The sequence below is a fragment of the Burkholderia sp. GW821-FHT14F03 genome, from assembly GCF_058803765.1.
The window spans coordinates 61,527-79,707 of sequence record NZ_JBXAPG010000035.1; the positions used below are offsets into that span (position 1 = coordinate 61,527).

Annotated in this window: 14 protein-coding genes and 1 pseudogene; 10 read left to right on the forward strand and 5 right to left on the reverse strand. The window is 68.8% G+C overall.

What is annotated here, in order from left to right; all coding sequences use genetic code 11:
- Positions 1-63 precede the first annotated feature (63 nt).
- Genes AC1RQF_RS22845 through AC1RQF_RS22855 form a run of 3 tightly spaced genes read left to right on the forward strand, consistent with a single transcriptional unit; the run spans position 64 to position 2,614 of the window.
- The gene (locus AC1RQF_RS22845) at positions 64-1,278 is read left to right on the forward strand and encodes a Tm-1-like ATP-binding domain-containing protein (RefSeq protein ID WP_273997568.1); all 1,215 of its coding nucleotides are present in this window, start codon (positions 64-66) and stop codon (positions 1,276-1,278) included.
- Positions 1,279-1,280: 2 nt separating this feature from the next.
- Complete coding sequence (locus AC1RQF_RS22850; RefSeq protein ID WP_273997567.1) at positions 1,281-2,171, forward strand: phosphoenolpyruvate hydrolase family protein; 891 nt, start codon at positions 1,281-1,283, stop codon at positions 2,169-2,171.
- Positions 2,168-2,614, forward strand: a complete 447-nt coding sequence (locus tag AC1RQF_RS22855) for an SRPBCC family protein (protein WP_273997566.1) — start codon at positions 2,168-2,170, stop codon at positions 2,612-2,614. The genes AC1RQF_RS22850 and AC1RQF_RS22855 overlap by 4 nt, the downstream gene beginning before the upstream one ends.
- Before the next feature lie 228 nt (positions 2,615-2,842).
- On the opposite strand, the gene AC1RQF_RS22860 is transcribed toward AC1RQF_RS22855, so the two are convergent.
- The 3 genes from AC1RQF_RS22860 to AC1RQF_RS22870 form a co-directional block, all read right to left on the reverse strand.
- Positions 2,843-4,519 carry a S10 family peptidase gene (locus AC1RQF_RS22860; protein WP_273997565.1) on the reverse strand — a complete coding sequence of 559 codons (1,677 nt, stop codon included), beginning with the start codon at positions 4,517-4,519 and terminating at the stop codon, positions 2,843-2,845.
- Between the two features lie 65 nt (positions 4,520-4,584).
- On the reverse strand, positions 4,585-6,177 hold the full coding sequence (locus AC1RQF_RS22865) for a S53 family peptidase (protein ID WP_492873031.1): 1,593 nt from the start codon (positions 6,175-6,177) through the stop codon (positions 4,585-4,587).
- Positions 6,178-6,428: 251 nt separating this feature from the next.
- On the reverse strand, positions 6,429-7,055 hold the full coding sequence (locus tag AC1RQF_RS22870; RefSeq protein WP_273997564.1) for a LysE family translocator: 627 nt from the start codon (positions 7,053-7,055) through the stop codon (positions 6,429-6,431).
- 134 nt (positions 7,056-7,189) lie between these two features.
- Here AC1RQF_RS22870 and AC1RQF_RS22875 point away from each other — a divergent pair, with 134 nt between their 5' ends.
- The gene (locus tag AC1RQF_RS22875; protein WP_273997563.1) at positions 7,190-7,654 is read left to right on the forward strand and encodes an Lrp/AsnC family transcriptional regulator; all 465 of its coding nucleotides are present in this window, start codon (positions 7,190-7,192) and stop codon (positions 7,652-7,654) included.
- Between the two features lie 18 nt (positions 7,655-7,672).
- Here the strand turns inward: AC1RQF_RS22875 and AC1RQF_RS22880 are convergent, their stop codons facing one another.
- Entirely contained in the window at positions 7,673-8,584 is a 912-nt protein-coding gene (locus AC1RQF_RS22880) for a LysR family transcriptional regulator (RefSeq protein WP_492873034.1), read from the reverse strand.
- Positions 8,585-8,731: 147 nt separating this feature from the next.
- On the opposite strand from AC1RQF_RS22880, the gene speB reads away from it, so the two are divergent.
- The 4 genes and pseudogenes from speB (at position 8,732) to AC1RQF_RS22900 (ending at position 13,475) form a co-directional block, all read left to right on the forward strand.
- Positions 8,732-9,688 (forward strand): agmatinase, encoded by a 957-nt coding sequence (gene speB / locus AC1RQF_RS22885; protein ID WP_273997561.1) that lies wholly within the window; start codon positions 8,732-8,734, stop codon positions 9,686-9,688.
- 38 nt (positions 9,689-9,726) lie between these two features.
- Positions 9,727-11,055 (forward strand): MFS transporter, encoded by a 1,329-nt coding sequence (locus AC1RQF_RS22890; protein ID WP_273997560.1) that lies wholly within the window; start codon positions 9,727-9,729, stop codon positions 11,053-11,055.
- Positions 11,056-11,156: 101 nt separating this feature from the next.
- A pseudogene (locus AC1RQF_RS22895) lies at positions 11,157-12,687 on the forward strand (purine-cytosine permease family protein).
- Positions 12,684-13,475, forward strand: coding sequence for a nitrilase-related carbon-nitrogen hydrolase (locus AC1RQF_RS22900; RefSeq protein WP_273997558.1), 792 nt, complete (start codon positions 12,684-12,686; stop codon positions 13,473-13,475). Before AC1RQF_RS22895 ends, AC1RQF_RS22900 begins: the two are co-directional and overlap by 4 nt.
- A gap of 1 nt (position 13,476) precedes the next feature.
- Here the strand turns inward: AC1RQF_RS22900 and AC1RQF_RS22905 are convergent, their stop codons facing one another.
- On the reverse strand, positions 13,477-14,910 hold the full coding sequence (locus tag AC1RQF_RS22905; protein WP_492873037.1) for an aminotransferase-like domain-containing protein: 1,434 nt from the start codon (positions 14,908-14,910) through the stop codon (positions 13,477-13,479).
- A gap of 106 nt (positions 14,911-15,016) precedes the next feature.
- On the opposite strand from AC1RQF_RS22905, the gene AC1RQF_RS22910 reads away from it, so the two are divergent.
- Entirely contained in the window at positions 15,017-15,901 is an 885-nt protein-coding gene (locus AC1RQF_RS22910; protein ID WP_492873039.1) for a DMT family transporter, read from the forward strand.
- Positions 15,902-16,098: 197 nt separating this feature from the next.
- Positions 16,099-17,685, forward strand: a complete 1,587-nt coding sequence (locus tag AC1RQF_RS22915; RefSeq protein ID WP_273997554.1) for an inorganic phosphate transporter — start codon at positions 16,099-16,101, stop codon at positions 17,683-17,685.
- Positions 17,686-18,181 lie beyond the last annotated feature (496 nt).

The following is an 18,181-nucleotide window of genomic DNA, read 5'->3' on the forward strand; positions in this document are numbered from 1 at the left end:
TGCTAGAGTGTGGCGCATCAAAGAAGCGCATCGTTCGACAGGGTTACTGGCGAAGGAGACCAAATGTTACCTCACCGTACACGAATCTACGTTGCGGCCACGGTTGATACAAAAAGCGCGGAAGCCCACTACCTGAAGGACCGGTTCGCCCGTCTGGGCCTCGAGGCCGTCGTCGTCGACCTGTCGACGCGCGGCGAACCGTCCGGGCTAGCGGACATCCACGCGGAGACAGTCGCGGATTGCCATCCGGACGGCAGGGGTGCCGTCCTGTGCGGCGACCGCGGCCGCGCGATCGCCGCGATGGCGGTAGCGTTCGAACGCTACATCGCGAGCCGCGACGACGTGGCCGCGCTGCTCGGCATCGGCGGCTCGGGTGGAACCGCGCTGGTCACGCCGGCCATGCAGGCGCTGCCGATCGGCGTGCCGAAGCTGATGATCTCGACGATGGCGTCGGGCGACGTGTCCCGCTACATCGGCGCGAGCGACATCGCCATCATGTACTCGGTCACCGATCTGGCCGGTCTCAATCGAATTTCATTGCGGGTGCTCGCCAACGGCGCCCACATGATCGCGGGCGCGGTGCGCGACGCGCAGCCGCTGCCGGCCGACCTGAAGCCCGCGATCGGCCTGACGATGTTCGGCGTGACCACGCCGTGCATCACGGCGGTCACGGCGCAGCTCGACACGCGCTTCGACTGCCTCGTGTTCCACGCGACGGGCCACGGCGGCCACGCGATGGAAAAGCTCGCGGACAGCGCCCTGCTCGACGGCGTGCTCGACCTCACCACCACCGAAGTCTGCGACCTGCTGTGCGGCGGCGTGCTCGCCTGCGGCGAGGACCGCTTCGACGCGATCGCGCGCAGCAAGGTACCCTACGTCGGCGCTTGCGGCGCGCTGGACATGGTCAATTTCGGCCATCTGTCGACGCTGCCGCCGCGCTACGCAGACCGCCTGCTGTACCCGCACAACCCGCAGGTCACGCTGATGCGCACCACGGCCGACGAAAATCGCCGGATCGGCGCATGGATCGGCCACAAGCTGAACGCCTGCGGCGGCCCGGTCCGCTTCCTGATTCCCGAAGGCGGCGTATCGGCGCTCGACGCGCCCGGCCAGCCGTTCTGGGACCCCGAAGCCGATCGCGCACTGTTCGACGCGCTCGAGGCCACGGTCAGGCAAACCGCCGACCGCCGCCTGATCCGCGTGCCCGCGCATATCAACGACGCGCTGTTCGCGCGCACCGCAGTCGAAACGTTCTTGTCGCTCCTGTCACGGAATTGATGATGTCCAAGCCGAACCGCTCCGCCATTCTTCACCAGCTGCGCGCCATGATCGCGCGCGGCGAGCCCATCATCGGGGGCGGCGCGGGCACGGGTTTATCCGCCAAGTGCGAGGAAGCGGGCGGGATCGACCTGATCGTCATCTACAACTCGGGCCGCTACCGGATGGCCGGCCGTGGCTCGCTCGCCGGCCTGCTCGCCTACGGCAACGCGAACGAGATCGTGATGGAGATGGCGCGCGAGGTCCTGCCCGTCGTCAAGTCGACGCCGGTGATCGCCGGCGTCAACGGCACCGATCCGTTCTGCAACTTCGACGCATTCCTCGACGACGTGAGCCGGGTCGGTTTTGCCGGCGTGCAGAACTTCCCGACGGTCGGCCTGATCGACGGCAACTTCCGCGCGAATCTCGAGGAAACCGGCATGGGCTACGCGCTCGAGGTGGACATGATCCGCCTCGCGCACCGCAAGGGCATGCTGACGACGCCGTACGTATTCAGCGAGGCCGACGCGATCGCGATGACCGAGGCGGGCGCCGACATCATCGTCGCGCACCTCGGCCTGACGACGGGCGGCCGGATCGGCGCGACCACCGCGCTGCAGCTCGCCGACTGCGTGCCGCTCGTCAAGCGCTGGGCGGCCGCCGCGCGCTCCGTGCGCGACGACGTGATCGTGTTGTGCCACGGCGGCCCGATCGCCTCGCCGGAAGACGCGGCCTATATGCTGGCCGAGTGCCCCGAATGCCACGGTTTCTACGGCGCCAGCTCAATGGAGCGGCTGCCCGCCGAAACCGCGCTGACCGACACCACGCAACGCTTCAAGGCTATCAGGACGGGTTACCGCCCGCCATCCGCGGCGGCACACGAACGCCTCCGCTCAACCGAGGAGAAAGCATGACGAAGAAGCACACCGCATTCGCCAGTCAGGTTTTCGACGCGCCGCTCGGGCGCGTCTGGTCGTTCTTCGATGATTTCAACGGCATGGCCACGTTTCACCCGGGCGTGCTGGAAAGCCGTCTCGAATCGGGCGGCGACGGGCGCACGACAGGCGCCGAGCGCTATCTCGTGCTGCCGGATCATCAATTCGTGCGCGAGCGGCTGACGAAGTTCGAGCCGTCGGCATTCGAGTTCGAGTACACGATCTTCGATACCTCGCTGCCGGTGCGCAACTACGTCGCCGGCGTGCGGCTCATTCCCGTCACGGCGACCGGGCAGACCTTCGGCTTGTGGTGGGCGGATTTCACGACGGAAGGCGCGGACCTGCGCGAAGTGGCCTCGGGCGTCAGCGAAAACGTCTTTGCGGCCGGCTTTCGCGCGATCGCGGAACGACTGCGCGGCTGACCGGCCGCCCCCCTGCCCCCGCGCAGCCGAGTTCAACATCGAGCGCGACCGGGTTGGCAGCGAAGAGACCATCGAGCGACGCGCCCGGCCTGTGCCGGGCGCCATCGCCACCGCTTCTCGGGTTCTGGCGTTGGCCCTCGGATTAGGCCAGGACCTTTTTGGCCGACCTCACCCGGTCGGCCTTTTTGTATCCCGCGCGCGGCGAGCCCTTCGGCTCGCCGCGCACGCTCACGCGGCGTCGCGCCGCTTCGCCTGCAGCGCGCGGATCCGCAGCACCGCCCCGCTGTCGTGCACCGCCGAGTCGTACATCTGCGCGAGATCGTGCTTGAGCGCGGTGCGCGAGCCGCCGTCCAGGTACACCATGTGGCCCGACGGATAGAAGCGCGCCGACAGGTTCGCCCGCACCGACGGATCCTCGAGCGGCATCTGCTGCAGATCGAGCACCGTCTGGTAGAACGGCGTCACGAAATCGTAGAAGCCGTTCGCGGACAGCACCTTCAGGTCGACGTTGAGCGCCATCACGGCCGCGAGATCGCCCGCCGTGTAGAGAATCACGTTGCCCTTGTCGTCGATGCCCTGCTGCGCGCCCGTCGGATCGGTGTGATGGAAATCCCAGTTGGCGAACGCCTGGTCGTTGAGATCGGTGAACGCGGAATTCGTCGTGTACTTGAGCTGTTCGTTCAGGTAACTGTTCCACATCACCGTGTAGTCGCCCGTCACCGCCGTCATCGTCGGGTCGTTGCCGCCGGAGTTCGGGTCGATCCTGCCCGCGATGCCCGACTCGATGCCCGTCACGCGGCCGTCGTACGAGCCGAGCATCAGGCCCTGCGCGCGCAGCAGCGTGGTGAGGAACACCGAGTTGCCGCGCGCGTCGTAGCCGGCCACGTCGAGACTCCATGACAGCAGCGTGGTCGTATCGATGCCCGTGTATTCGGACAGCTTGGCGACCACGGCCGGGTCGGTCTGCGGGAACTTGCGCAGCGCGTCGAGGTAATCGCCGCGCGCGAACTGCGCGACCTCCTCGGCGAACGCGCCGAGGTCGGTGGGCGTCGGCGTCACGCCGAGCCGCTTGTGATACCACGCGTCGGCCGCCGCGGTCGGCAGCGCGCCGGCCGGATTGCCCGCCTGCTTGTAATCGAGGATCGACGATTGCAGCGTCACGCCGTTCAGGTCGACGCCGTCCTCGTGCAGCCGGTACGCGAGCACGCAGCTGCGCGCCGTGCCGTACGACTCGCCGAACAGGAATTTCGGCGAATTCCAGCGGTTGTTCTTCGTCAGGTAGCGCTTGATGAACTGCTTGATCGAATCCGCGTCCTGGTCCACGCCCCAGAAGTCGCGGTTCTTGCGCGGCGCGATCGCGGCCGAATAGCCGGTGCCGACCGGATTGATGAAGACCAGGTCGCTCTTGTCGAGCAGGCTGTCCGGGTTGTCCTCCATCTGATAAGGCGCGGGCGGCGTGAAGCCCGGCATCGAGGTGCGGATCCGGCGCGGCGCGAACGAGCCGAGCAGGACGAACACCGACGAGGAGCCGGGGCCGCCGTTGTAGAAGAACGTGACCGGGCGCGACTCCTCCGTCTGGCCGTCCTCCGTGAAGGCGACGTAGAACAGCTTCGCCTCGGGCTGCGAACTGCTCGGGTCGACCGCGACCAGATGGCCGGCGGTCGCCGTATACGCGATCCGGCGGCCGCCGACCACGAGCGTGTGATGCGTGATCGCCTCGCCCTCGGTGGTGTCGGTCACGGAATCGTCGGGCCCGTTGCCGTAGGCGACCGGATCGAAGAACGGCTGGTCGCGGCCGTGGCTCAACGCCACCGGGTCGATGGTGGGCGGCACGCCGTGAGAATTGTGCGCGCCGTGCTGCAGCGGATACGAACCGCCGCCGGAAGATACCGAATCGATACTCATCGAGCTGCTCCTTCTGGTTCTATTGGTGGTGCATGAACGAATTCGTCAATTCCGCCCGTCCGCCGCTAGGCGGCGGACTTGCCCTTCAGCGCGGCGGCCAGCTTCGCCCCGTCGGGGCTGCCCAGCCCCGTGCACGCGTCCCAGCCCAGCGACGCCGCATATGCGCCGTTGTTGCCCTGCGTGACGTCGCGCAACGCGCCCGGGTTCGCGTACAGCGTCGGATTCAGCCAGCCGGCCGCGCTGCCCGCCGCCGCGTTGATCCGTGCGATCAGCGCCGCCCACAGCGGCGCGACCGCGCTCGTGCCGCCCATCACCGCGGCCGTGCCCGCCACCGAGACCTCGTAGCCCGTCTGCGGCGACGCATCGCCCGCCACGTCCGGCACCCCGCGCTTGGCCAGCGGGCTCGTCTGCCCGCCGTCGCTCGCCGTCACGCTCAGGCCTTGCTGCCACGCCGGCAGGTCGAACACCGTGCTCACGCCGCCGCCGCTCGCGCCGCCGCCCGACGCCGTGTCGTTCCACACGGTCTCCGCGCGGATGCCCTGGCCGGGCAGCGCCTGGAGCGTGGTGCCGCCGCAGGCCAGCGCATAGGGGCTCGACGCCGGGAAGTCGACGTGGTTCACGCCGTCCTGCAGGCCTTCGTCGGAGCCGCTGTCGCCGGACGCCGCGCACACCGTCACGCCGACCGCGGCCGCCGATTGCAGCACCCGGTTGAACGCCTGCAGGGACTGCGACGACCAGGCGGCCTCCGGGCCGCCCCAGCTGATCGAGATCACGGAGGGCCGGTTCGCGGTGTCGTGCACCGCCTGGTTGACCGCCTGGATGAAGCCCGCGTCGCTGTTCTGCGCGAAATAGACGGCGATCGTCGCGCCGGGCGCGATCGCACCCGCGACCTCGATGTCGAGCGCGACCTCGCCGTCCGGCCCGTTCGGATCGCCGGTCGGCGCATTGCGTCCGGCGCCGACGTTCACGTCGACGAGCGTCGGCGTCTTCGCCAGGCCGAGGCCGTTGAAATACCGGTTGATGTCGTCGGGCGCATAACCGCCGCCGAGTTCGATCAGCGCGATGCACTGGCCCGCGCCGTCGCCGGCCGGGAAGTCGTACAGCGCGGCGAGCTGGGGCGGCGTGAAGGTGACCGCCGCGCCCCCGAGCGCGGGCTGGAACGGCGGCCGGAACCGGAAATGCGGCCGCGCGGCCGGCCGGGTGTCGAGCCCCAGCACGGCGGTGACCGTATCGCTCAGGTCGTCGGGCAGCGTGATCGCGCCGGTGCGGGCGCGGTACTGGCCGATGGTGCGGTGTTCGAAACGTTGCAGCGTCACGCCGAAGGCCGCCTCGACCTGCGCGACGGTGCCGGCCAGCACGACGACGCTCTGCGCCGGGTCGACCCGCGCCACGGTCAACTGATGCCCACGCGCGAACGCCTCGAGTTTCGCGACGTCGGCGGGCGCGGCGCCGAAACGCTGCGCGAACGCCTCGCGCGTGACCGGCTTCGCGTTCGGATCGCCGCGCGCGAGGCCTTTCAGCAAGGTGTCGAGATGCTGCTCTTCCTGCCGTCGCAACATCACCGTGACATGTATCGTCTCGGTGGGATCGCATGCGCCGAGACAGGTGGATTCGGCCGCGACCTGCGTTTCATTGCCGGCGTGAAGATGTCTTGCCATGTTCGGACCCTCCTTGGTTACCGCGTTGCACGGACTGCCAGGAAATCGGACATGGCCGACCGGAAGCGGTTCCGGCCGGAATGTCGAATGCGGTACGCAACGCCGACGGCACGGCGCGCGAAGCATGGAGGGAGAAGTGTAAAGCACGCGCTGTGATCGCGTGCAGCCTGCGCGGGGATTTTATTTGCGCGCGCGCCGGGTGTCGCAGCCGTTCGTTGCGTCGATACGGCCGGCCTCGCGCGCGCCGACCGTCAGTCGAGCGACAGACGCAGCGCGAACCCGAGCAGCGCGACCGAGAAGGTCCAGCGCTGCACGGTCTGCGCGAGCGGATGGCGGCGCATCCACGCGGCGATCCGCGACGCGCCGAACACGCAGGCGACGTCGAAACACGCGCCGATCAGCACGAGCAGCGCGCCCAGTTCGAGCATCTGCGCGAACACCGGCCCGGCGCCCGGCGCAACGAACTGCGGCAGCAGCACCGAGCAGAACAGCAGCGCCTTCGGATTCAGCAGATTGGTCAGCAGGCCCTTCGTGAAGCTCTGGCGCAACTGGCCGGCCGGCTGCTCACCGGCCTCGCCGGCCAGCGCGAACATCGGCGAGCGGAAGATCTGCAGCGCGACATAGGCCAGGTAGGCCGCGCCGCCGTAGCGGACGATCTCGTAGAGCCACGGCGCGCTGCGCAGCAGCGCGGCGACCCCGCATGCGGACAGCATCACGTGCACGCCGCGCGCGAGCCCGAGCCCCGCCGCCGCCGCGAGCCCCGGGCGGGCGCCGCGGCCGATGCTGGTCTGCAACACCAGCGCCATGTCCGGTCCCGGCAGCGCATAGATGGCCGCGACAGCGGCAATGTAGACGAGCAGCAGGTGGGCGGAAATCATGATCGGGCCTCGGTTCTGAAGGCCTCCATGTTGCATCCGCGGCAGGAGGGTTTATTGGCTAAATTGGCGATTCGGCTGCTTCTGCAAAGTGGAATACACTAGGAATCAACCAACCTTTAGCACCTTCCACCCACATGCCCGAACTCGACAAAATCGACCGCGCGATCCTCGCCGCGGTGCAGCTGGACGGTCGCATCCCGATCGCGCGGCTCGCCGAGGCGGTCGGCCTCAGCGAGACGCCGTGCACGCGCCGGCTCAAGCGGCTCGAAGCCGACGGCTATATCGAGCGCTACCGCGGCCAGCTGTCGCGCAAGGCGCTCGGCTTCGGCGTGGTGGCGTTCGTTCTGCTGCGCTTCGCGGTGCACGACCGCGCCGTCGCGAACCGCTTCGAGCGCGAGGTGCTCGGCATCCCGCGGATCCTGTCCTGCCACAACGTGTCCGGCTCGGCGGATTACCTGTTGCAGGTCGTCGCGCACGACCTCGACGACTACGGCATGTTCCTGCGCGACACGCTGCGCGTCCTGCCCGGCGTGACGTCGATCGAATCGGCGCTGTCGCTGCGCGAGGTCAAGCGCGACGCCGAGCTGCCGATTCCCTGAGCCCGCGCCCCGCGCCGCTCAGTCGACGTCGGGCACGTCGTGCGCGCGCGCCAGGTCCTCGAGGAACGCCTGCACCACCGGGTTCTGGCGCGCCTGCCGGGCCACGACCATGTGGAACGTCACGTCGTAGCGCAGGCTGTCCGGATTGAGCGCCGCGAGCAGGCCCTGGGCGACGTACGGCGCCGCGAAGTGCTGCGGCAGATAGCCGAGATGATGGCCGGACAGGATCAGCAGCGCGACCGCCTCCATGTTGTCGGCGGTGCCCGTGACGCGATCGGGCGAGGTCGACAGCTGCGCCTCGGGCAGCGGGTAGGTCCGCCACGCCCACTCGTGGCCCGCCGCGTCGGCGGGCGTCAGCGCGCCCGCGCGCGTGAACAGCGGATGGCCGCGCCCGCAGTACGCGACCTGCCGCTCGACGAACAAGGGCGTGTAGTCGAGCGCCGGCACGCGGTGCCAGAAATAGCCGACCGCGATCTGGATCTCGCCGCCCAGCAGCCGCTCCTCGAGATCGCCGGGCGGACGCACCGAGATCGAGAAGCGCACCGCCTCGTCGCGCGTGCGGAACGCGGCGATCGCCTCGGCGATCCGCGCGTTCTGGCTGACCGGCGTATGGCCGATCAGGCCGATGCTGAGCGTGCCGACCAGCTGCTTGTCCATGTGCCGCGCGGCGCTGCCGAACTCATCGAGCGCCGCGAGCAGCTTGCGGCTCATCGCATGGAAGCGCTCCCCCTTCGGCGTGAGCCGGAAGCCGCTGCGGCCGCGCTCGCACAGCCGGTAGCCGAGCCGGGTCTCGAGTGTCGACAGCTGCGCGCTGATGGTCGACTGGCCGACATTGAGCATGGTCTGCGCGGCCGTCACGCCACCAGCCTCGACCACCGCCAGGAAAACCCTGATCAGCCGCAGGTCGAGCGTCGATAGATTCCCCAGCACGTCTGCCTCCTGTTGCTTACATCGATTCTCATCGATGTTTACGTCGAAACCTTCGCATTCTTCTTTCAGGCGTCAACGCGTACAACTACGCGTCACGCCGCGTCGAATGATACGGCAACCCCTGAACGAACCCATACGAATCGCCCCATGACAGCCGATCACTTCAACCAGCCGCTCGGCGGCAACGAGATGCCGCGCAGCGGCGGCATCGCGACCATGATGCGCCTGCCGCACGTGCAGAGCGCCGAGGGTCTCGACGCCTGCTTCGTCGGCGTGCCGTTCGACCTCGGCACCTCGAACCGCACCGGCGCGCGCTTCGGGCCGCGCCAGATCCGCGCGGAATCGGTGCTGCTGCGCCCGTACAACATGGCGACCCGCGCGGCGCCGTTCGATTCGCTGCAGATCGCCGACGTCGGCGACGTCGCGATCAACCCGTACAACCTGCACGATTCGATCGCCCGCATCGAGGCCGCCTACGATGCGATCCTGCGCCACGACTGCAAGCCGATCACGCTCGGCGGCGACCACACGATCGCGCTGCCGATCCTGCGCGCGATCCATCGCAAGCACGGCAAGGTTGCATTGATCCACGTCGATGCGCACGCCGACGTGAACGACACGATGATGGGCGAGAAGATCGCGCACGGCACGCCGTTCCGCCGCGCGGTCGAGGAAGGCCTGCTCGAATGCTCGCGGGTCGTGCAGATCGGCCTGCGCGGCACCGGCTACGCGGCCGAGGACTTCGACTGGTGCCGCGAGCAGGGCTTCCGCGTGGTGCAGGCCGAAGCCTGCTGGAACCAGTCGCTCGCGCCGCTGATGCGCGAGGTGCGCGAGCAGATCGGCGACACGCCCGTCTACATCAGCTTCGACATCGACGGCATCGATCCGGCCTACGCGCCGGGCACCGGCACGCCGGAAATCGCCGGCCTCACGGTGCCGCAGGCGCTCGAGATCGTGCGCGGCGCGCATGGCCTGAACATCGTCGGCTGCGATCTCGTCGAAGTCGCGCCGCCTTACGATCCGTTCGGCACGACCGCGCTGCTCGGCGCGAACCTCGCCTACGAATTGCTGTGCGTGCTGCCCGGCGTCGCCTACCGCGACTGACCGGACCACGACAAGAAAAGCCTGGAGGAGACACCCGGATGAAACCGCCCGTCAAGCAGCCGCGCCGCGCGGCGCTCGCTTCGTTCGTCGGCACCACGATCGAGTGGTACGACTTCTACAGCTACGCGACCGCCGCGGCGATCGTGTTCGGCCCGCTGTTCTTTCCCGGCGAGAACCGCTTCGTCAGCCTGCTCGCGTCGTTCGGCTCGTTCGCGGTCGGCTTCTTCGCGCGGCCGCTCGGCGGCATGCTGTTCGGCTATCTCGGCGACCGCTACGGCCGCAAGCGCTCGCTGCTCGCGACCTTGATCCTGATGGCGCTCGCCACCGTCGCGATCGGCCTCCTGCCGACCTACGCGCAGGCCGGCGTGATCGCCCCCGTGCTGCTCGTGCTGATGCGCGTGCTGCAAGGCATCGCGGTCGGTGGCGAATGGGGCGGCGCGGTGCTGCTCGCCGGCGAGCACGCGCCGCCCGGCAAGCGCACCTTCTTCGCCTCGTTCGCCCAGCTCGGCAGCGCGAGCGGCCTGATCCTGTCGATGCTCGCGTTCGGCGCGATCAGCACGCTCTCGAAGGACGACCTGATGAGCTGGGGCTGGCGCCTGCCGTTCCTCGCGAGCGCGGTGCTGCTGGTGGTCGGCTTCGTGATCCGCGCGAGCGTCTCGGAATCGCCGGAGTTCGAGGCCGTGCGGCAAAGCGGCGAGACGGCCGCCAATCCGGTGCGCGAAGCCTTCCGCCACTGGAAGCTGCTGCTGCTCGCGATCGGCGCGAACGTCTATGGCATCGCCGGTGTGTACTTCAGCAACATTTTCATGATCAGCTACGCGACCCAGTTCCTGTCGCTCGAACGCTCGATGGTGCTGCAATGCATGACCGTGGTCGCAGTCCTGCAGTTCATCGTGCAACTGGGCGCGGCGTTCCTCGCACAGCGCTTCGGCACGACGCGGGTGCTGCTGATCACCGGCGCGTGGGCGATGGTGGTGCCGTTCATCATGCTGCCGCTCGTGCAGGTCGGCACGCCGCTGTCGATCACGCTCGGCGTCGGCCTCGCGACGATCGCCGAATCGGGCTATTACTCGGTGATCGCGGGCTTCGTCAGCGGCATCTTCGCCGCGCGCATCCGCTACACGGCCATCTCGATCGCCTACCAGGTATGCGGCGCGCTCGCGGGCGGGCTGACGCCGCTCGTCGCGACCGTGATCGCGCAGAACAGCACGCCGGCCTGGTGGCCGCTCGCGTTGCAGTACACCGCCGCCGCGATCCTGTCGTCCGTGTGCGTGTGGCTGATCGCGCGCCGCACGGGCGACGTCGAGCAGGCCGACGCGGCAGGCGTCGCGCAGGCCCGGATGCCGCAAACCACCGCGGGACTGTAGGCAGGCGGTCGTCTTGCGCGCCCGCGCGCCGCGCGGGTCCTGGTTCCATGCCGTCGCGCGGACTGCCGCGCGACGGCGTCTCACGCCGCGGAGCGGATCCGATGCCCCAGTTGCCCACCTCCGACCACGCCGCGCATGCCGATGCGCCACCGAGCCTCTCGCCAGCGGGCCTCTCGCCACCGAGCCTCTCGCCACCGAGCCTCTCGATCGAACAGCGTTCGATCGACTACATCCCCGAACACGAACGGCACGCGCGGCTCGCGAGCCAGGGGCCGTTCTGGTTCCTCGGCAATTTTCATTTCTTCACGATCTCGATCGGCTTCGTCGGTCCGTCGATGGGCCTGTCGGCCGGTTGGACGGCGCTCGCCGGCGCGCTCCGGCACGCTGTTCATGGCCTTCCACGGATCGCAGGGGCCGGAAATGGGCCTGCCTCAGATGATCCAGTCGCGGGCGCAGTTCGGCTATCGCGGCGTGATCGTCGCGCTGCTGGCAACCCTGTTCGTGTTCGTCGGCTTCAATGTCGTCAACGTGTCGCTGATGGTCGACGGCGTGCGCAACGTGTTCGGCCTCGACGGCGCGGCGGTGGCGGCCAGCGCGATCGCGGCGGGCGCGCTGCTCGCGATCTACGGCCACGACCTTATGCATCGCGCGTTCAGGTGGGCGCTGTATGCGACGCTGCCGCTCTATCTGCTCGTCACGCTCGCGCTGCTGACCGGTCACGCCCCGCTGCCGGACGGCCCGCGCGCGATCCCGCCGGGCTTCGGCGGCATCGCATTCGCGGCCCAGTTCGCGATCGCGGCCAGCTACAACATCTCGTATGCGCCCTATGTCTCCGATTACTCGCGTTACCTGCCGAAGCACACGAGCCGCGCGAAACTGATCGCCGTGGTGTTCGCCGGCGCGTCGCTGTCGGGCGCATGGATGATCGGGCTCGGCGCATGGCTCGCGCAGGAACTGCACGCGGCCGATGCGCTGCTCGCGCTGTATCGGATCGGCGCCGGGCTCGCGCCGGGGCTGGGGCCGCTGATCGTGATCGTGTCGCTCGCGGGCTTTCTGCCGATCATCGCGCTCAACCTGTACAGCGCGATGCTAACGGTGCTGACCGGCATCGATTCGCTGACGCCGATCCGGCCGACCCGGCGCGCGCGGGTCGGTGCGATCGCCGCGATCAGCGTCGGCGTGCTGCTGTGCGTACTGACGATCCGCGGCAACGGCATCGCGCTGCTGCACACGTTCCTCGTGCTGATGCTGTACTTCCTCGTGCCGTGGACTGCGGTCAATCTGGTCGACTACTTCTTCGTGCGGCGCGGCCGCTATGCGATCCCGCATTTCTTCACGCCGCACGGGATCTACGGCGCGTGGCAGGCGCGCGGCATCGCGGCGTACCTGCTCGGCTTCGCCGCGATGGTTCCATTCTTTTCGATCAGCGATGCCGATACGGGACGCGACGTATTCGTCGGGCCGCTCGCGAAACAGCTCGGCGGCGTCGATGTCGCGTGGCTGGTCGGCCTCGTCGCCGCGGGCGGGATCTATGCGCTGCTGTCGCGCTCGCTGGATCTGTCGCGCGAAGCACGCATCATCGCCGGGCTCGACGAGCCGGCCCAGCCCTCCTCCTCGACGCCCCGCCGATGAAGCCCCTTCGCCTCCGCCTGATCCAGTCCTCGCTGCGTGACGGCGCGCTTCGCGACAATCTCGCCAAAGCGCTGGCGCACATCGCGGCCGCGCGCGGGCAGACCGACCTCGTGGTGTTCTCCGAGACCTACCTGCAAGGCTTTCCCACTCCGGACAACGTCGGCCTGCTGGCGGAACCCGTCGACGGCGCGTCGATCCGCGCGGTGCGCGACGCCGCGCACGCGGCCCGGGTCGCCGTCGCGATCGGCTGCGCGGAACGCGACGGCGCGCGTTGCTTCAACACCGCACTGCTGATCGACGAGCAAGGCGAGATCCGTCTGCACTACCGCAAGACCCATCTCTATGAATCGGATCTCGGCGTGTTCGACGCGGGCGACGCGTTTCCCGTCTGCACCTGGCGCGGCATCCCGCTCGGCCTGCTGATCTGCTTCGATCTGGAATTTCCTGAAACCGCGCGCGCGCTCGCGCGTCAGGGCGCGCATCTGATCCTCATCCTCGACGGCATGATGCATCCGCACGGCTCGATTCATCGGCAGATGATCCCCGTCCGCGCGCTGGAGAACCAGCTGTTCGTCGCGATGGCGAACCGGGTCGGCGCAGGCGAACGCTATGCGTTCAGCGGCGCGAGCCTGGTCGCGGCGCCCGACGGCTCATGCATCGCGGCTGCGCCCGAGGACCGCGAGGCCGTCGTCGACGTGCTCGTCGACCTCGACGACGTCGCGCGCGCCCGCTCGGCGTTCAGCTACCTCGATCTCGCGGCGGTCCCGCCCGGGTCCATCCGCCGCTGACTCATGCGTCCGCCTGCGCCGCCTCCTTCACGCACCGGTCGATCCCGCGCCGCAACGCGTCGTACACCTTGGGCCGGTCGCATTGCGACACGTTGAAACGCAAGCAGTCCGCCGCCGACTGCGTGACGCTGAACACGTTGCCCGGCGCGAACACAACGCCGTCGTCGAGCGCATGACGCGCCACCCGCGCCGCGTCGAGACCGTCGGGCAGCCGCATCCACAGGAACATGCCGCCGCGCGGCCGCACCACGATCTCGAGCCCGGCCGAGGTCAGGCGGCGTCCCACGCGGCTCATCGCATCGGCGAGGCGGGTGCGCAGGCCGTCGAGATGCCGGCGATAGGTGCCGTCGACCAGCATCCGCTGCACGACCGCCGAGGCGAGTTCGCTGTTGCCGAACGCGGTCGCGAGCTTCAGGTCGATCAGCGGCTCGATCCATTCCGCGCGCGCGGCGATGTAGCCGCAACGCACCGAGGCCGACAGCGTCTTCGAGAAGCTGCCGATCGACACCACCCGCGCCAGGCCGTCGAACGCCGCGAGCCGCGGCGCGGGCTCGGCCTCGAAATCCGCGAAGATGTCGTCCTCGACGATCAGCAGATCGTGTTCGGCCGCGAGCGTCAGCACGCGGTGCGCGACCGCGGGCGCGAGCGTCGCGCCGGTCGGATTGTGGAGCGCGGCATTGGTCACGTAGACGCGCGGCCGATATTCGGCGAGCACCTGCTCGAAGCGCGCGAGATCGGGGCCGGTCGCCGTGTAGGGCACGCTGACGATCTTCAACCGATGCGTGCGCAACAATGCCGGGAAATTGAAGTAGCACGGGTCGTCGACCAGCACCGTGTCGCCCGGTTCGAGCAGGAAGCGGCACAGCAGGTCGAGCGCGTGCGTGCCGCCGTCCGTCAGCACGATCTGTTCGGGCGGCGCTTCGACGCCGTATTGCGCGAGCCGCCATGACAATTGCTGGCGCAGCGCCGGCAGGCCGCGCGGCACCGCATAGTCGGTCAGCTGGGCCACTGGATCCCGCGCGACGGCGCGCAGCGCGCGGCGCACGCCGTCGGCGGGCAGCCAGTCCGACGGCAGCCAGCCGCAGCCGGGCCGCAGGCCGCCCGCGCCGACCTCGAGCGACTGCCGCGTAAGCCACAGCGGATCCACCTCGCGATCAAGGCTCGGACCGAGATCCGCGAGCACGAACGGCGGCGCGTGGCCGGACACGAAGAATCCCGAGCCGCGCCGCGCGGCGAGCGTCCCTTCCGCGACGAGGCGATCGTATGCCTCGACCACCGTCGACTTCGATACGCCCACGCCCTCCGCCATCGCGCGAATCGACGGCACGCGCGCGCCCGGCGCCAGCGCGCGGCTCGCGATACGCTCGCGCAACGTGCTCATCACGCGCTCGACCCGGCTGCCCGGCGCACGCGCGTCCTTGTCCGTCTCCGTCATCCGTACTGCTCCTGAATAAGTACAGTTTGCTCGAATTGTACTGATCCGTAGCTTACTCCGATCGCCCCGACATGGGATGCTGCTGCTTCGATACAGGAGCCTGGGCATGGACAAGACGACGAGCGGCTGGCTGAACGGCCTGCTGGGGGTGGTGATTTTCAGTGGTTCGCTGCCCGCGACCCGCATCGCGGTGCAAGGACTCGACCCGGTGTTCCTGACCGTTGCGCGCGCGACGATCGCCGGCGCGCTGGGGCTCGCGCTGTTGCTCGCGTTTCGCGAAGCGCGTCCCGCGCGTCGCGACCTCGTGCCGCTCGCGATCGTCGCGCTCGGCGTCGTCGTCGGGTTTCCGCTGCTGACGGCGCTCGCGCTGCGGCACGTGACGTCCGCGCACGCGATCGTCTTCATCGGCCTGCTGCCGCTCGCGACCGCCGTCTTCGGCGTGCTGCGCGGCGGCGAACATCCGCAGCGTGCATTCTGGCTGTTCTCGCTCGCGGGCAGCGCCGTGGTCGCGGCCTACGCGTTGCGCAACGGCCTCGATGCATCGCCCGTGGGCGACCTGCTGATGCTGGCCGCGATCGTCGTCTGCGGCCTCGGCTACGCGGAAGGCGCGCATCTGTCGCGCCGGCTCGGCGGCTGGCAGGTGATTTCGTGGGCGCTCGTGCTGTCGCTGCCGGTGATGGTTCCGCTGATGCTGTGGTATTGGCCCACGTCGTTCGAGCATGTCGGCCCCGCCGCGCTGTGGGGGCTGGCCTACGTGTCGCTGTTCAGCATGCTGATCGGTTTCGTGTTCTGGTATCGCGGGCTCGCGCAGGGCGGCATCGCGGGAGTCGGGCAGCTGCAGCTGCTGCAGCCGTTCTTCGGCCTGCTGCTCGCGGCCTGGCTGCTGCATGAGCCCGTGCCGCTCGCGATGATCGGCGTGACCGTGGCCGTGGTGGCCTGCGTGGCGGGCGCGCGGCGCTTCGCCCGGGCGGCGCCCGCCGGCGCCCGCTGATGCCGGCGCATTGTGCAGACAAGCCCTTTCGACATGAAAGAAAGTCACGGGAATCGGCACAAAATCAGCATGAATAGCGCTCGGCGCGCGCGGGTTCCCGCCTGTGCGTCGCCAATCGCGGCCATCTTGTCGCGTGTCATAAAACTGCCAGACGGCGAACGCTAGGATCGGTTCATCCCACTCGTCCCAAGGCCGTCATGAATCAGCCTCTGTCCCCGGCATCCGGGGTCGACCTCGATCGCACGCGTCACGCCGGCCTCGCCCTTTTCGTCGTCGTGCTCGCGGCCGGTGCGGTCTATGTATTGATGCACCTGGTGTCGGACCTGTCGCCGATCCGCGAGCACTCGATCTTCCCGTACCTGCTGCTCGGCATCGCGCTGCTGATCGCGCTCGGCTTCGAGTTCGTCAACGGCTTTCACGATACGGCCAATGCCGTCGCGACCGTGATCTACACCCACTCGCTGACGCCCAACGTCGCGGTCGTGTGGTCCGGCCTCTGGAATTTCCTCGGCGTGATGGTGTCGAGCGGCGCAGTCGCGTTCGGCATCCTCCAATTGCTGCCGGTCGAGCTGATCCTCCAGGTCGGCAACAGCGCAGGCTTTGCGATGGTGTTCGCGCTGCTGATCGCCGCGATCCTGTGGAACCTCGCGACCTGGTACTTCGGCTTGCCGTCGTCCAGCTCGCATACGCTGATCGGTTCGATCATCGGCGTCGGGCTGATGAACCAGTTGCTGCGCGGGCCCTCGGGCACGAGCGGCGTCGACTGGGGCCAGGCGCTCGGCGTCGGCAAGTCGCTGCTGCTCTCGCCGATCGTCGGCTTCCTGTTCGCCGGCCTGCTGCTGCTGGTGCTGAAAACGCTCGTGCGGGTCCCCGCCCTGTACCAGGAACCACCCAAGGACCAGCCGCCGCCGTTCTGGATCCGCTGCCTGCTGATCCTGACCTGCACCGGCGTGTCGTTCGCGCACGGCTCGAACGACGGCCAGAAAGGCATGGGCCTCATCATGCTGATCCTGATCGGCACCGTGCCGACCGCGTATGCGCTCAACAAGGCGGTTACGCCCGCCGAGACGCAGACCTTCATCGCCGTCACGCGCCAGGCGTCCGCCACGTTCGCGAAGTATGAGAACGGCGCCGCGCCGTCGGCTCACCCGCGCGCGGAGACCGAAGCCTATGTGCAATCGCGCCGGCTGACGCCCACGACGGTGACCGCCGTGCGGCAGCTGTCCGATTCGCTCGCGACGTCGGTCGGCGCGACGGGCTCGATCGCTGCCGTGCCGCAAGGCGAGGCGGACAACGTGCGCAATACGATGTACCTGGTGTCGGAGGCGATCCGCCTGATGGAGAAAGCGGGCCAGCCGGCGTTCGCGCCCGAGGACCGCAAGGCGATCGACAATTACCGCGGGCAGCTCGATCACGCGACGAAATTCATCCCGACCTGGGTCAAGGTGGCCGTGGCGATCGCGCTCGGCCTCGGCACGATGGTCGGCTGGAAGCGGATCGTGGTGACGGTCGGCGAGAAGATCGGCAAGCAGCACCTGACCTACGGACAGGGTGCGTCGGCCGAGTTGGTCGCCATGCTGACGATCGGCGCGGCCGACGTGTACGGGCTGCCGGTGTCGACCACGCACGTGCTGTCGTCGGGCGTCGCCGGCACGATGGCGGCGAACGGCTCGGGGTTGCAGTGGGGCACCGTGCGCAGCCTCGTGCTCGCCTGGGTGCTGACGCTGCCGGCATCGATCGCGCTCGCGGGCGGCTTGTACTGGGTGTTCCACGCGTTGTCGTGAATCGCTTGGGCAGTGGGTGCGGTGTTCGCCCGGGTGTTCTCGCTGCCCTCGTCGAGTGCGCTCGCGGGCGGCGGGCGCTGGGCGCGCCAAGCGCTGTCGTGAATGGCTTGGGGCAGTGGGATATCGTGCCCGCCTGGGTATTCGCGCTGCCTGCATCGATCTCAATCGCCGGCTGCGTACGCCGAGTGCCTCGCACGCTGTCGTGAATAGCTCAACACAGTAGGCCACCTTGCTCGCCTGGGTGTTCTCGCTGCCTGCATCGATCTCAATCGCCGGCTGCGTGCGCCGAGCGCCTCGCACGTTGTCGTGAATGACTCGGGACAGTGGGGCACCTTGCCCGCCTGGATGGTTTCGCCGGCTGTATCGATCTCAACGCCAGCTGCGTCCACTGAGCGCCTCGCACGTTGTCGTGAATGGCTCAGGACAGTGGGGCACCTTGCCCGCCTGGATGGTTTCGCCGGCTGTATCGATCTCAACGCCAGCTGCGTCCACTGCG

What these genes read in the sequence shown, in the direction of transcription:
- AC1RQF_RS22875 (WP_273997563.1), top strand. Translation starts at nt 7,190, where the DNA reads ATGCCCGAACTCGACAAAATCGACCGCGCGATCCTCGCCGCGGTGCAG.
- AC1RQF_RS22910 (WP_492873039.1), top strand. Translation starts at nt 15,017, where the DNA reads ATGGACAAGACGACGAGCGGCTGGCTGAACGGCCTGCTGGGGGTGGTG.
- AC1RQF_RS22915 (WP_273997554.1), top strand. Translation starts at nt 16,099, where the DNA reads ATGAATCAGCCTCTGTCCCCGGCATCCGGGGTCGACCTCGATCGCACG.
- AC1RQF_RS22890 (WP_273997560.1), top strand. Translation starts at nt 9,727, where the DNA reads ATGAAACCGCCCGTCAAGCAGCCGCGCCGCGCGGCGCTCGCTTCGTTC.
- AC1RQF_RS22860 (WP_273997565.1), bottom strand. Translation starts at nt 4,519, where the DNA reads ATGAGTATCGATTCGGTATCTTCCGGCGGCGGTTCGTATCCGCTGCAG.
- AC1RQF_RS22900 (WP_273997558.1), top strand. Translation starts at nt 12,684, where the DNA reads ATGAAGCCCCTTCGCCTCCGCCTGATCCAGTCCTCGCTGCGTGACGGC.
- AC1RQF_RS22870 (WP_273997564.1), bottom strand. Translation starts at nt 7,055, where the DNA reads ATGATTTCCGCCCACCTGCTGCTCGTCTACATTGCCGCTGTCGCGGCC.
- AC1RQF_RS22850 (WP_273997567.1), top strand. Translation starts at nt 1,281, where the DNA reads ATGTCCAAGCCGAACCGCTCCGCCATTCTTCACCAGCTGCGCGCCATG.
- AC1RQF_RS22855 (WP_273997566.1), top strand. Translation starts at nt 2,168, where the DNA reads ATGACGAAGAAGCACACCGCATTCGCCAGTCAGGTTTTCGACGCGCCG.
- AC1RQF_RS22865 (WP_492873031.1), bottom strand. Translation starts at nt 6,177, where the DNA reads ATGGCAAGACATCTTCACGCCGGCAATGAAACGCAGGTCGCGGCCGAA.
- speB (WP_273997561.1), top strand. Translation starts at nt 8,732, where the DNA reads ATGACAGCCGATCACTTCAACCAGCCGCTCGGCGGCAACGAGATGCCG.
- AC1RQF_RS22905 (WP_492873037.1), bottom strand. Translation starts at nt 14,910, where the DNA reads ATGACGGAGACGGACAAGGACGCGCGTGCGCCGGGCAGCCGGGTCGAG.
- AC1RQF_RS22845 (WP_273997568.1), top strand. Translation starts at nt 64, where the DNA reads ATGTTACCTCACCGTACACGAATCTACGTTGCGGCCACGGTTGATACA.